The sequence below is a fragment of the Devosia nitrariae genome (assembly GCF_030160115.1).
GTDB lineage: Bacteria > Pseudomonadota > Alphaproteobacteria > Rhizobiales > Devosiaceae > Devosia > Devosia nitrariae.
Map to the genome: position 1 here is coordinate 1 of NZ_BSNS01000016.1, position 11,769 is coordinate 11,769.

15 protein-coding genes are annotated in these 11,769 nt (G+C 63.3%); 6 read left to right on the plus strand and 9 right to left on the minus strand.

The window, feature by feature from the left end:
• Positions 1 to 315 precede the first annotated feature (315 nt).
• Both QQK18_RS16550 and QQK18_RS16555 read left to right on the plus strand, forming a co-directional pair.
• Positions 316 to 498 (plus strand): hypothetical protein, encoded by a 183-nt coding sequence (locus QQK18_RS16550; protein ID WP_284341470.1) that lies wholly within the window; start codon positions 316 to 318, stop codon positions 496 to 498.
• Positions 499 to 527: 29 nt separating this feature from the next.
• On the plus strand, positions 528 to 1,076 hold the full coding sequence (locus QQK18_RS16555) for an adenine phosphoribosyltransferase (RefSeq protein ID WP_284341471.1): 549 nt from the start codon (positions 528 to 530) through the stop codon (positions 1,074 to 1,076).
• 34 nt (positions 1,077 to 1,110) lie between these two features.
• Here QQK18_RS16555 and QQK18_RS16560 read toward each other — a convergent pair whose 3' ends face one another.
• Both QQK18_RS16560 and QQK18_RS16565 read right to left on the minus strand, forming a co-directional pair.
• Entirely contained in the window at positions 1,111 to 1,506 is a 396-nt protein-coding gene (locus QQK18_RS16560) for a GFA family protein (RefSeq protein ID WP_284341472.1), read from the minus strand.
• Positions 1,507 to 1,574: 68 nt separating this feature from the next.
• Complete coding sequence (locus tag QQK18_RS16565; RefSeq protein WP_284341473.1) at positions 1,575 to 1,985, minus strand: VOC family protein; 411 nt, start codon at positions 1,983 to 1,985, stop codon at positions 1,575 to 1,577.
• Positions 1,986 to 3,123: 1,138 nt separating this feature from the next.
• Between QQK18_RS16565 and rsgA the strand changes: the two genes are divergently transcribed.
• Positions 3,124 to 4,197, plus strand: a complete 1,074-nt coding sequence (gene rsgA, locus QQK18_RS16570) for a ribosome small subunit-dependent GTPase A (protein ID WP_284341474.1) — start codon at positions 3,124 to 3,126, stop codon at positions 4,195 to 4,197.
• Between the two features lie 96 nt (positions 4,198 to 4,293).
• Here rsgA and QQK18_RS16575 read toward each other — a convergent pair whose 3' ends face one another.
• From QQK18_RS16575 to QQK18_RS16590, 4 genes are all read right to left on the minus strand, one after another.
• Entirely contained in the window at positions 4,294 to 4,638 is a 345-nt protein-coding gene (locus QQK18_RS16575) for a hypothetical protein (protein ID WP_284341475.1), read from the minus strand.
• Between the two features lie 32 nt (positions 4,639 to 4,670).
• Entirely contained in the window at positions 4,671 to 5,228 is a 558-nt protein-coding gene (locus tag QQK18_RS16580; RefSeq protein WP_284341476.1) for a MaoC/PaaZ C-terminal domain-containing protein, read from the minus strand.
• Positions 5,225 to 5,719, minus strand: coding sequence for a MaoC family dehydratase (locus tag QQK18_RS16585; protein ID WP_284341477.1), 495 nt, complete (start codon positions 5,717 to 5,719; stop codon positions 5,225 to 5,227). Before QQK18_RS16585 ends, QQK18_RS16580 begins: the two co-directional genes overlap by 4 nt.
• Positions 5,720 to 5,837: 118 nt before the next feature.
• Positions 5,838 to 6,029 (minus strand): hypothetical protein, encoded by a 192-nt coding sequence (locus QQK18_RS16590; protein ID WP_284341478.1) that lies wholly within the window; start codon positions 6,027 to 6,029, stop codon positions 5,838 to 5,840.
• Between the two features lie 169 nt (positions 6,030 to 6,198).
• On the opposite strand from QQK18_RS16590, the gene QQK18_RS16595 reads away from it, so the two are divergent.
• Together QQK18_RS16595 and QQK18_RS16600 are read left to right on the plus strand one after the other, a co-directional pair.
• Complete coding sequence (locus QQK18_RS16595; RefSeq protein WP_284341479.1) at positions 6,199 to 7,035, plus strand: nucleotidyltransferase domain-containing protein; 837 nt, start codon at positions 6,199 to 6,201, stop codon at positions 7,033 to 7,035.
• Positions 7,036 to 7,047: 12 nt separating this feature from the next.
• Complete coding sequence (locus QQK18_RS16600; RefSeq protein WP_284341480.1) at positions 7,048 to 8,208, plus strand: MFS transporter; 1,161 nt, start codon at positions 7,048 to 7,050, stop codon at positions 8,206 to 8,208.
• Between the two features lie 6 nt (positions 8,209 to 8,214).
• Here QQK18_RS16600 and ychF read toward each other — a convergent pair whose 3' ends face one another.
• Together ychF and QQK18_RS16610 are read right to left on the minus strand one after the other, a co-directional pair.
• Entirely contained in the window at positions 8,215 to 9,312 is a 1,098-nt protein-coding gene (ychF, locus tag QQK18_RS16605) for a redox-regulated ATPase YchF (RefSeq protein ID WP_284341481.1), read from the minus strand.
• An 89-nt stretch (positions 9,313 to 9,401) separates the two neighbouring features.
• A complete protein-coding gene (locus QQK18_RS16610; protein WP_284341482.1) occupies positions 9,402 to 10,283 on the minus strand; it encodes a LysR family transcriptional regulator in 882 nt (293 codons plus the stop codon).
• A gap of 90 nt (positions 10,284 to 10,373) precedes the next feature.
• On the opposite strand from QQK18_RS16610, the gene QQK18_RS16615 reads away from it, so the two are divergent.
• Positions 10,374 to 11,021 carry a class I SAM-dependent methyltransferase gene (locus QQK18_RS16615; RefSeq protein WP_284341483.1) on the plus strand — a complete coding sequence of 216 codons (648 nt, stop codon included), beginning with the start codon at positions 10,374 to 10,376 and terminating at the stop codon, positions 11,019 to 11,021.
• Between the two features lie 26 nt (positions 11,022 to 11,047).
• Here the strand turns inward: QQK18_RS16615 and pth are convergent, their stop codons facing one another.
• On the minus strand, positions 11,048 to 11,755 hold the full coding sequence (pth, locus tag QQK18_RS16620) for an aminoacyl-tRNA hydrolase (RefSeq protein WP_284341484.1): 708 nt from the start codon (positions 11,753 to 11,755) through the stop codon (positions 11,048 to 11,050).
• Positions 11,756 to 11,769 lie beyond the last annotated feature (14 nt).

Below are 11,769 nucleotides of genomic sequence, written 5' to 3' on the forward strand. Positions count from 1 at the left end.
ATCAAGCTCGCAAGCATCATGCTGTGGCTCAAATAGCTAAATTGTCACTACAACCTAGAGCCTTTCCGTTCTGATTGAATCAGAACGGGAGCTCTAAGTTCTTGAATTGCCGCGTTTTCGAACCGCAAAAGGTGGTATCCACTTTTGCTGAAAACGCTCTAGTGGTTGCTGCTGTCGTAACGGCAGTGTCCCGCACATTCGAAAGAGGCCGTCAGGCCCCTTTTCTTTGCACTCACGTTTGCTCCACCCTCTTGTCAAGCGCGCACGGGGCTGCAATCTAGTCGTTGGATATCAAAGCTCCGGGGAGTGTCGGCCATGTCCGTCGTCCGCCTTGCCCTGACCGTTGCCAGCGCGGCGGTGGCGATCAGCCACAATCCGGTGGTTCGCGCAGCGGTGAGCAACCCCAAGACCCGCGAGGTCGCCATCGAGGCGACCAAGACTGCCGCCTACAATGCAGGCCGGCTTGCCCGCCTCATAGTCGGCCCCCGCGCGCGCTGACGCCTACTTTCCTGTCCACAAGGTTTCCCATGTCGCTCGATCTCGCCCAGCTCGATCTCAAAGCGCTCGTGCGCACGATTCCCGACTATCCCAAGGCCGGGATCCTCTTTCGCGACATCACCACGCTCATTGAGCATCCGGAGGGGTTCCGCGAGAGCGTGGAGCGGCTGGCCAATGCCCATCGCGGGCTTGGCATCACCCATGTGGCGGGCATCGAGGCGCGCGGATTCATCTTCGGGGCGGGAGTCGCCATCGCGCTCGGCGTCGGGTTCGTTCCGGTGCGCAAGAAGGGCAAGCTTCCCGGCCAGACCATCGGACAGAACTACGCGCTCGAATACGGCGTCGACACCATCGAGATCCACGACGACGTCCTCGATCGGCAGCATCGCGTGCTCCTCGTCGACGACCTCATCGCCACCGGCGGCACGGCCATCGCCGCGGTCGGCCTGATCCGCCGTACCGGTGCCATGCTCGAGCATGCCGGCTTCGTTATCGACCTGCCGGACCTCGGCGGGGCCGCAAAGCTCGAGGCTGAGGGGGTGGCGGTCAATTCTCTCATCACCTTCGAGGGGCATTGAGCCGCAAACCGCCGATATAGGGCGCTTGAACCGGTTACCAACTGTTGCGCCCGTCGATTTTGACGATGTCGAGGGTCGCAAGGTCGAGGTCGTCGATCATGCGCAGGTTGACCCCAAAGATCTGCGCTGGAATGCCTTCGCTCATTCCTTCCTTCAGGGTGCCGTCGTTGTTGTACATCGACGCCCAGTCGGGCGAGGCCCCGTGCGTGTTGCCGCCGCAATGCGCACAGAAGTGATGTTCGTTGACGACGTTGGGCGCGTAGACAGCATCGTGGCTGGCTGAAACGACGCGGACGTCCTCGGGCTTGTAGTAGCCCCAGACGGCACCGGTGCGATGGCAATAGGTGCAGTTGCACTGCTTGACCTCGGCAGGGAGGTCAGGAAGCTCAATGCGGGTGGCGCCGCAGTGGCAGGTGGCGGTGATGGTCATGGCTCGTCTCCATTCCTGAACTGGAACGAACCTAGAGGGACCCTGCTGACAGGGCGTGTCAGCAGCCGCTATTCGGCCGCCGCCACCACTTCCTCCTCGACCGCCGGAGCATCGACGAGGCAGAACTGGTTGCCTTCCGGATCCTTCATCACCGTATAGGTCGGAAGCACGCGCACGATTTCGGCACCCAGCTCCTTCACCCGCTCGACTTCTGCCGATCGGTTCTCCACAGAGACATCGAGGTGTACGCGGTTGTTGTCGTAGCGGCGCCCATCAACGTTCTGGAAGCAAAGCGTCGCCCCTGGTCCATCGACCATTACCGTCGGGTCGGTCTCGACAGTAAAGCCGAGGCTGGCAAGGCGGGCGATCTCCTCCTCGTCATAGGGTCGCACGTCATAGCCGTCTAGCATGCCTGCCCAGAACTGGGCGAGCTTGGAGGGGACACGGCAATCGAAGACGATTTCGCGGATCTGGCCCATTTGTCTGTCTTCTCCTCAATCGTTACCGACCCGTTAAACCGGAATTGGGGCAAGAATTGTGTAGGAGGGATGACAGAGGATGCTCCGCGACGACCGTGGAGCAATCGATGCGTCTCGGCATTGGAGCGCGATGCTATTTGATGGGATCAATCGCGCGCTCTAACTTTTGCTGTCACGGGATTTTTTCGCGAAAAACCGGTCCCCACTTCTTCGCATCCCGCTCTAGAGGGAAAGGGTCTGGCGACTACAAAAAGCTCGTGAGGGACGATGGTGCTTCGATTGGCGCCGGCGCGCTGCGCCTCACTTGGTCGACGCCCCTCCTCCTGCGAGAGGAGGGGCGCGACTATCGACTAAATCAGCTCACCGCTGCTTCGCCTTGGCAAGCAACTCCTCGAGCGGAGGCAGGGCGGGAACATCTTGCTTGAGTTGTGTCAGCTTCCTTTCCTCGGGCTTGCGCACCGGCAGCGGCGCGCCGTGGCGTGGTACGCTGTGGTTATGCGTCACCGGGACGGGGCGTTGAAAAGGATTTCTTGGCATGGGCAATACCTTTCCTTTCCGCCAGCGGCCGCCCTTGTTGCGGACCGCGGCGGCGTGAAAACATGCGCGTCGGCAGACGCCGCGCGTGGTGTCGGGTTCGTTTTGGTGGGATGCCCGGGGGAGGAAGCCGAGTAGGGTAGGGTCTCTGACCGGCCGCTCAGGCGGCACGGCAAATCCGGATCGCTATCATCGCACGTCAATCCCCGTGCGGCCAGACACACCGATGCGGTGGCGTGGGCGCGTGTCGGATATCCGCTGCGACGATCAGATCATTTCCGGCGAGACCTCATGTTTGGAAACGGCGCAGAAGCTAGCGATCGCTCGTCGACCGGTCAACCCATATCGGCAAAACCCGCGTCCTCGGTGATGTCGCCGAATGCACCGGCGCTCACAAGGACGCTCTCGGCCTCTCAGCCGAGCCACGATCGCGTTGACACGCGCCCGGCGTGGTGGCTATGGTTTGTCCCTCGCCGCGCGCACCAGAGGAGGCGTTCCGATGACTGACATTGTGAGAACTGCCCTCCGCCGCGCCGCCGCGTAGCATCCGTAAACACGGAATTCCGGTCGGCGCCTTCATGGCCCTGACCTAAGGAATTCCATCTTGCTCGAACAATTCGGCTGGAGCGATGCGCTGCAGCACCAATTCGCCGCCCATGCCGCCGAGGGTTTCATCCCGGCGCGGGTTATCGTCCAACAGCGCGGTCTCTATGTCATCGCGACGGAAGTGGGCGAACTTTCCGCCACACTAGCCGGCAAGCTTGCCCACGGTGCCGAAGATGGGGCCTATCCCGTCACCGGCGACTGGGTCGCGGTGCAAGCGCGACCTGCCGAAGGCAGCGCCACTATCCAGCATGTGCTGCCGCGCAGCAGCACGTTCATTCGCCGCGCCAGCGGTCCGGGGGCTGCGCGCGGTCAGGTTGTCGCCGTCAATGTCGACGTCGCGCTGCTCGCCGCCTCGATGAACGCCGATCTCAATGCGCGCCGCCTCGAACGCTATCTTGCCACTGCCTGGGAGAGCGGGGCCAAGCCTGTCATCGTTTTGACGAAGGCCGACATGTGTATCGACGCCGACGCCCGCATCCTCGAGATTGAAGCAGTGGCGATGGGCGTGCCGGTTCTTGCGGTATCGGCAGTAACCGGGGTGGGACTTGACGATTTGTCCGCCTACCTCAAACCCGGACGCACGGCCGTATTGCTTGGCAGTTCGGGCGTCGGCAAATCGACGCTCGTCAACGCCTTGGCCGGCAGGGCGCAAATGGCAACGCAGGCGATCCGTGAGGACGATGCGCGCGGCCGCCACACGACCACGCACCGAGAACTGGTCCTACTCCCCAGCGGTGCGCTGATACTCGATACTCCCGGCATGCGCGAGCTTGGCCTTTGGGAAGCCGGCGACGGCATGTCCGCGGCCTTTGCCGATATCGAGGCGCTCGCCATGCAATGCCGCTTCCATGACTGCGGGCATGATACCGAACCCGGCTGCGCAATTGTTGCGGCACTGGCCACTGGTGCTCTCGATGCGGCACGCTGGAGGGCCTATGGCAAGCTGCAACGTGAACTGGAATTCCAAACCGGCAAAGACGACCCAAAGGCTCGAGCCGAAAGTCGCAAAATCCGTATTCGCCGCAACAAGACGTATCGGGCCGAGATGAAATTCCGCAAGCGGCTGGAATGAGGTCTGGAAGGTCCGGCGCTCTCTGCTGCGTTCGCACGTTGCTTAGGTGACCATCCCATAGCCACCGAGAAAAATCTGAGGCGCCGGATCTGCTCCTCAGCGCGGCGTGCAGAGCATAGCGATGGCGTCGGATGTTTCGAGCTGCACGGCCGGGCCGCCATCGGGGCCCGCTACCAGGCGTCCTGCCTCGATGCCGCGCGCGGCGCGCAGCGGTCCGTCGTTGAAGCCGACCCCGTCGGTATAGCCGGCGATCGTGCCGGTACCGGAGGCGACGTCGCCGAAGGTGCGCGAGGCAAACGCATAGACCGCGCCATAAAGGGTCAGGATGCCGGACCTCTCTGCACTGGCGTCGCGGCAGGCCCAGTTGCCTGAGTATTCCTGCGCCAATGCGGGCGCGGCAAAAAGGACGAGGGCGGCGGAGGCAAGGACGAATCGGTGCATGGCTGGAAGATTGACCGTGGCCGCGCCCGCTTTCAAGTGCCGCGTCGCAACGCTTTGCCGATCATCGGTATGCGCGCCAATGCCGTCAGGGCCCGCAGCCGCAAGGGCATCCTGTAGTCGCGCAGCTTGGAAAAGCCGACGAGCTCAGCGTGGTAGACCATCTCGGCATGCTGGTTGACGGCCTCGAGTTTGTTGAACAGCAGGCCCCAGCCGGGGATGGAGTTGGAGGGACGCTTGCCGGTCACGGTCAGGGTATAGCGCACCGTGTCGCCCGGGCGCACGGGGGCCTTGAACTCCATGGCGTTGACCCCGGGGGAGGGCCCGGAGATACCCGGCTCCCGGCCGAGCCCGCGCAGCCTTTCCTCCTCGGCAAAGAGCGCGTCCACCATCTTGCGGTGCCCGACGCAGACCGTATGCCAGCCCGAGGCGACGAGCCCGCCGAAATGGCTCTGGCCGGCCGCGTCCTTGTCGACATGGAAGTATTGCGGGTCGTAGAGTCGGCCGAAGCGGACGATCTCTTCCTCGGTGAAGGTGTAGTCGCCGAGGTCGAATGCCTCGTTGACGACGATGTCCTCGAACCAGCGGGTCATGGCGCGGTCTCCAGAATGGGCGCCGCGGGATCGCGCAGTTCCACCAGGTTCGAGAGCCGCATGGTCATGACCGGCTGGCCCTTCTGGTTCTTGACGTCGAAATCGAGGGTGATGATGCCCCACTCCGGGTGGTGGTGCGATCGGCGCAATTCGGCGATCGTCACCGTGCCGCCGATGGTGTCGCCCACCATTACCGGGTTCTTCCATTTGAGGTTCTTGAACCCCAAGCCCCCGGCCGAAGCGATGTTGCCGAGAAAGCTCTCGACCAGCATCCTGAGGCTCAACGCCCCGGTCTGCCAGCCGCTCGAGGCGAGCCCGCCAAGGAGCGATTCCTTTGCCGCCTTCTCGTCGAGATGGAAAGGGAAGGGGTCGAACTCGCGCGCGAACGAGACGATCATGTCCTTGGTAACCGTCACCTTGCCCAGGTCGGTGACCTCGCCGACTTCGAGATCCTCGAAATGGCGCAGATCTTTCGTGACAGGATTGGTCATTTGCTTGCCCTATACGTCAAGCGGGAAGATGCACCCGCGCGGTGCAAAGGGCAAGCGTCTCCAGATGGGATTGCGCCTGTCGCTGGGAGTGTTTCGCGGTGGGGAGGGCCGATTGAGGTCAGCGCCCGTTGAGGGCGAGGAAGGCATCCACAAGGTTTTTGGCACGGGCAAGGGCGGCGTCTGCGCCTTCCTCGAGCGGAGTCTCGGGCTGCTTGGAGAAGCTCTTGCCGGTGGCGGTGCGGGTGATGGTGGCGACCCAGCGGTCGTCAGCGGTCAGGGTAATCTCGAACCCCTTGTACTGGGTGTTCATGCTCGAATTCCTTCTATGTTTCACCCCCCTTGTTGTTGCGGCCAGTCGTGGCCAACACGCTGACATAGGGTTTAGCACCTCGATCTTCAGGGTTGTATCGTTGGCGGACATGGCATGTATGCGGACAGTGGGAAACGGTAGAGCGTGGAAAACCATGTGGCAGACGGCCATGCAGGCGGCGATTTCGGAGCGTCTGGAGCGGGATACGCGCATCGAGGCCTTGTTCCTCGGCGGCAGTTTCGGCCGTGGTGCCGGTGACAGGTTCAGCGACATCGATTTGGTTGCGGTGGTGCCACCCGAGCATCAGGAGGGGGGTTCAGTCGATTGGAAGGCGCTGCTCGGGGCGATGTCGCCGGTCGTCTCCTGGCATGAGTTTCCTCGCCCGGCGCTGATCACCAATGCCGTGACCAGGGACTGGCAGCGCATCGATCTGATGGTCGTCGACGGGCATGCGCTGCAGGTGCGCTCGCGCGACAGCCTGAAGCCGCTGTTCGACCGGCCGGGCCTCTACGCGAACCTACCCGAGACGCGGACCTGGCCCGGTCCGAGCAAGGCCAGGGTCGAGGGGCTCATCAAGGAGTTTATCCGCATCTTCGGTCTGCTGCCTGTCGCTGTGGGACGAGGTGAGTTCCTTCTCAGGCAGGCGGGCGTCGGGCTGCTGCGCGGCATGCTTGCCGACCTCTTACGTGAGGAGGTCGAGCGCGCCGACAAGGGTGGCATGCTCAACTGGACCAAGCTCTACTCGCCCGAGCAGCTTGCGCTCATCGCCAGCGTTTCCGCGCCCCAGCCGACGCGTGAGGCATTATCGAGACTCATCTCGCCTGCGCCCGCGCGTTCCTTCCCCATGCCCGGCGACTGGCTGAACGCCTCGACATCGCGTGGCCGCAAGACTTCGAGGATGCCGCATGGCGTCATATCGAGCGCGAGCTGGGCGTCGCCAAGTCTGCCGACATACCTTAGACGGGAGGAACCCGTTGCTGCCGAAGCCGTTGCTAGGATCGCATAACGGGTCCTTGCCATGGACGTCTCGCCGCCACTACGCATCTATTTCGCCTGCTTTGCCGGCTGCCTGACTATCGGAAGCTGGTATCCACGTATTGCCGACGTCCAGGCGGACCTGGGGCTCAGCAGTGGCGTCCTGGGGCAGAGCCTCGCCGGCTTCCCGGTCGGCACCATGCTTGCCTTCACTCTCGGCGCGGGCTGGGCAGCCAAGCTCGGCTTTGCCCGCTGCTTTGCCGTCGTGACACCGCTCATGGGGCTGGCGCTGGTGCTTGCCACCGTCGCACCTTCTCCGCAGCTGCTTTTCACTGCGCTGCTCATCGCAGGACTGGGGCAGGGCATGCTCGGCATCACCGGCAATGTGGAAGCGGATCGGATGGAGGCCGTGCTCGATCGGCGGGTTGTGGTCCGGGCTCACGGGTTCTGGAGCCTTGCAGTGCTTGTCGCTGGCGGTGTGGGGGCGATGGCGCGCGGCATGGAAATTCCCCCCGTCTGGCACCTCAGTGCAGTGCTGCCGCTCGCCTGCGTGCTCGTCTGGGCGTCCGTTGCCGGTCATAAACCCATGCCGCCCCGCAAAAGCGAAGCAGCAGCGCGTTCGGCGCGCTTCGTACGGCCGAGCCGGGCCATTCTCGTCCTGTTCCTGGCTGCCGGGGGCACGCTCTTCATCGACAACGCGGCCTCCGACTGGTCGGTCATCCTCATGCGCGATGCGCTCGGTGCCAGCCCGTTCGTTGCTGGTCTCGGTCTCACCGTCTGGGCAAGCGGCCAGACCTTCGGCCGCCTCACACATAATTGGGTAGCCGATCGCTTCTCGGCCGAAACCGTATCGCTTGCCATGGCTGGCACAGCCGTTCTCGGCCTGCTGCTCATTATCTTTGCGTCCTTCGAGTTCGTCGCCATTCTGGGCTTCGCGCTCGTTGGCCTCGGGACCAGTGCGCTTTTGCCGATGGCGCTCTCGGCGGCAGCACGCCTCACCGAGCGGCCGGCGGCCGTCAATGTCGCGGCGCTCTCGCAGCTTGCTTTCTGCGCCTCCATCCTTTCACCCCTCACCATCGGCTGGGTGGCAGAGGAGTTTGGTATCCGCGCCGCCTACGGCCTCGGCATCGCCATACTTGCAGCGAGCGGAGCAATAATCCTACTGCGCCGCCCGTTCGGTGCGCTGGCTAAGCCGGCCGAATGAGCCGGCTCAGGTATTGAACTTGAAGAGCATCACGTCGCCGTCCTTGACGATGTATTCCTTGCCCTCGTCGCGGGCCTTGCCGGCCTCGCGGGCGGCGACTTCTCCGCCGAGCGAGATGAAGTCGTCGTAGGCGATGGTCTGGGCGCGGATGAAGCCGCGCTCGAAGTCGGTGTGGATGACGCCGGCTGCCTGCGGAGCCCTGTCGCCTTTGTGGATGGTCCAGGCGCGCGTTTCCTTGGGCCCGACTGTGAAGTAGGTTTGGAGGCCCAGAAGATCATAGGCCTCGCGGATGAGGCGGTTGAGGCCCGGCTCCTTCAATCCGAGCGTGTCGAGATATTCAGCCTGCTCGTCGTCTGGGAGCTGGGCGAGCTGGCTCTCGATCTCGGCCGAGATGACGACGACGCCAGCCTTGCGGGCATGGGCAAAGTCCTCGACCTGGCGGCTCAAGGCATTGCCGGTCGCGGCGGAGGCCTCGTCGACGTTGCAGACATAGAGCGCGGGCTTGGAGGTCAGCAGCTGCAGGCCCTCGAAAGCCTTCTCCTCTTCGGGCGAACGCTCGACGTGGCGGGCGGACCTGCCTTCGCGCAGCAGGACAAGCGCCCGGTTGATGAGCTCGAGAGCGGCTTTGGCTTCCTTGTCGCCTTGCTTGGCCTTCTTCTCGACGCCAGGCAAACGCTTCTCGAGGCTTTCGAGGTCAGCCAGCATCAGTTCGGTCTCGACCACCTCGGCATCGGCAAGCGGATCGACGGTGTTGGCCACGTGCAGGATGTTGGAATCTTCAAAGCAGCGCAGGACATAGGCTATGGCGTCGCATTCGCGGATGTTGGCGAGGAACTGGTTGCCCAGCCCTTCGCCCTTGCTCGCGCCTTTGACGAGGCCGGCGATGTCGACGAACGACATGCGCGCGGGGATGATATTGGCGGACTTGCCGATCTCGGCGAGCCTTTCGATCCGCGCGTCGGGCACGGCCACCTCGCCGACATTGGGCTCGATGGTGCAGAAAGGAAAGTTCGCCGCCTGGGCGGCGGCGGTGCGGGTCAAGGCGTTGAAGAGCGTCGACTTGCCGACATTGGGCAGGCCGACGATGCCCATTTTGAATCCCATGGGGAACTCCGGATTTTGCGTTGCCCCCAAATCGTGCGGATGGCCGGCAAAGTCAATGCGGCGGAGCCACAATCCGGATGTTCTGGGTGTCAGGAAAGTTCTTCGGCCAGAAGGTCGAAGACCAGGCGGATGCGTCGGCTGGTATGGAGCTCGCGATGGGTGACGAGCCAGGTCGATACCGGGATGGGCTCGAAGTCCGCAAGGACCCGCTCCATGCCCGGCGTGCGGTTGGCCAGCCGTTCGAATATGATGCAGATGCCGAGACCTTTCTTCGCCATCTCCCAGGCGGCGACGGCGCTGTTGGTCTTCCAGATGAAGTTGTCTTCAGTTACCGGCACTCCCCGCTGGTTCAATCGCTCGATCAGATCGTTGGGGCCGGAAAAGCCGATGAAGCGGGCATGGGCGAGATCGCGCGCGGAGCGCGGGCGACCGAGCCGATCGAGGTAGTCCGACGCGGCATAGAGATCGGCGATGTCGTGGTGGCAGAGCCTCGAAATCAGCCCTACCGGTTCGGGCTGCACATGGCGGATGGCGATATCGGCCTCGCGCCGCATGAGATCGCTGATGGAGTTGGAGGAAATGACCTCGATTTTGATACCGGGTGAAGCGGCATGGAGCTTTTCAAGGATATCGGGCAGCAGATAGGCGGCAAATGCGTCGCTGGCGCTGATGCGCACAACGCCTTCCAGGGACTGGGACTGGCCCGAGGCGATGATTGCCAGACGGTCCGCCGCAACGCCCATTGCGTGGACCTCGTCGAGTAGCTCGCGACCAGTGTGGGTGAGAACGAGCGACTTGCCCACGCGCTCGAACAGCGTCAGGCCCAGATCGCGTTCGAGCGCCGCGATCTGACGGCTGAGCGTCGGCTGGGTCAGGCCGAGTTCGCGCGCCGCAGCCGACAGGGAGCCCCGATCGACTGTGGCAAGGAAGGCGCGGATCCAGTTCCAGTCCAGGGAGACACGGTTATTCATGCATCAATGTATATAGGTCGTGCGGATTTCGGCAATTTCCCACTGTTCCATGCATATGTATAGTCGTGACAGGTTTATGAGGGGACGGCAATGAGCATGGAACAGACGCAAACACCGAGCGGGGCCAGCCGGTTCTGGGATCGGCTCGCCGATAAATACGCCCGGCAGCCGATTGCCGATGAAGCCGCGTATCGGACGAAGCTGGAGGTGACGCGGACCTTCTTGGCGCCCGACATGGAGGTTCTCGAGTTCGGCTGCGGGACGGGCTCGACCGCGTTGCTGCACGCGCCCTATGTCAAGCACATAAGGGCGATCGATTTCTCGGAGCGGATGATCGGGATCGCGCAGTCCAAGGCGAAAGCGCAAGGGGTGGACAATGTGACGTTCGAGCAGGCGGAGATCAGCACCCTGACCGCCGACGAGCCGAATTTCGACGTCGTGCTCGGGCTCAGCGTCCTGCATCTGCTCGAGAACCGGGACGAGGTGATCGCTAAGGTTTACAGCCTGCTGAAGCCGAGTGGAGTATTCGTCACCAGCACGGCCTGCCTCGGCGACACGATGAAGGTTTTCAAATACATCGGCCCCCTCGGCAAGGCTCTGGGGCTTCTGCCAACGCTCAACGTGATGACGCGGAGCGAACTCGAGAGGGCGATGACCGGCGCCGGGTTCTCAATCGAGCACAACTGGCAGCCCGGCAGGGGCAAAGCGGTGTTCATGGTCGCCCGCAAGGCCGGTTGAGCCGCGCAGAACCGGAAAAGCGGCGCTTACTTACCTTTGAAGAGCTTTTGCAGCATCGAGGCCATCGGTCCCGCCTCGGGCACCTTGGCCTGCGGCTTTGCCGGCCGCGCCTGGCGGATGTGGCTCTGTGCCTTGGGCGCCGGGCGTTCCGGTTTGTCGCCGTTGTCGCCGCCGAGAGCCAAGGCTAGCTTGTTCATCAGTCCGCTGTCGTCGCCCTTGACGACCAGGTTGGCGTTGCGGGCGAGCGTCTCGAGCAAGGGCTCCAGCCACTCTCGGTCGGCCTTAGCGAAGTCGCCGAGCACGTGGTGGGTGACCAGCTCCTTGACACCGGGATGGCCGATGCCGATGCGTACACGCTTGTAATTGGTGCCGATCTGCGGATCGATCGAGCGCAGCCCGTTGTGCCCGCCATTGCCGCCGCCGCGCTTGATGCGCACCTTACCCTGGGCAAGGTCGAGTTCGTCGTAGAAGACGGTCACGTCCTCGGGGTCGATCTTGTAGAACTGGCAGGCCAGCTGGACCGCGTCGCCCGAGCGGTTCATGAAGGTCTGTGGCTTGAGGATCAGCACCTTCTCCCCGCCGATAGTGCCTTCTGCGAGAAGTCCGCCGAACTTTTGCCGCCACGGACCGAAACCGTGCTCGCGCGCAATGGCGTCGGCGGCCATGAAGCCGACATTGTGGCGGTGGTTCTGGTACTGGCTGCCCGGATTGCCGAGCCCGACGAAAAGCTGCATGGCGCTTGTCTTGA

What these genes read in the sequence shown, in the direction of transcription:
- QQK18_RS16550 (WP_284341470.1), top strand. Translation starts at nt 316, where the DNA reads ATGTCCGTCGTCCGCCTTGCCCTGACCGTTGCCAGCGCGGCGGTGGCG.
- QQK18_RS16555 (WP_284341471.1), top strand. Translation starts at nt 528, where the DNA reads ATGTCGCTCGATCTCGCCCAGCTCGATCTCAAAGCGCTCGTGCGCACG.
- QQK18_RS16560 (WP_284341472.1), bottom strand. Translation starts at nt 1,506, where the DNA reads ATGACCATCACCGCCACCTGCCACTGCGGCGCCACCCGCATTGAGCTT.
- QQK18_RS16565 (WP_284341473.1), bottom strand. Translation starts at nt 1,985, where the DNA reads ATGGGCCAGATCCGCGAAATCGTCTTCGATTGCCGTGTCCCCTCCAAG.
- QQK18_RS16575 (WP_284341475.1), bottom strand. Translation starts at nt 4,638, where the DNA reads ATGCACCGATTCGTCCTTGCCTCCGCCGCCCTCGTCCTTTTTGCCGCG.
- QQK18_RS16580 (WP_284341476.1), bottom strand. Translation starts at nt 5,228, where the DNA reads ATGACCCGCTGGTTCGAGGACATCGTCGTCAACGAGGCATTCGACCTC.
- QQK18_RS16585 (WP_284341477.1), bottom strand. Translation starts at nt 5,719, where the DNA reads ATGACCAATCCTGTCACGAAAGATCTGCGCCATTTCGAGGATCTCGAA.
- QQK18_RS16590 (WP_284341478.1), bottom strand. Translation starts at nt 6,029, where the DNA reads ATGAACACCCAGTACAAGGGGTTCGAGATTACCCTGACCGCTGACGAC.
- QQK18_RS16595 (WP_284341479.1), top strand. Translation starts at nt 6,199, where the DNA reads ATGCAGGCGGCGATTTCGGAGCGTCTGGAGCGGGATACGCGCATCGAG.
- QQK18_RS16600 (WP_284341480.1), top strand. Translation starts at nt 7,048, where the DNA reads ATGGACGTCTCGCCGCCACTACGCATCTATTTCGCCTGCTTTGCCGGC.
- ychF (WP_284341481.1), bottom strand. Translation starts at nt 9,312, where the DNA reads ATGGGATTCAAAATGGGCATCGTCGGCCTGCCCAATGTCGGCAAGTCG.
- QQK18_RS16610 (WP_284341482.1), bottom strand. Translation starts at nt 10,283, where the DNA reads ATGAATAACCGTGTCTCCCTGGACTGGAACTGGATCCGCGCCTTCCTT.
- QQK18_RS16615 (WP_284341483.1), top strand. Translation starts at nt 10,374, where the DNA reads ATGAGCATGGAACAGACGCAAACACCGAGCGGGGCCAGCCGGTTCTGG.
- pth (WP_284341484.1), bottom strand. Translation starts at nt 11,755, where the DNA reads ATGCAGCTTTTCGTCGGGCTCGGCAATCCGGGCAGCCAGTACCAGAAC.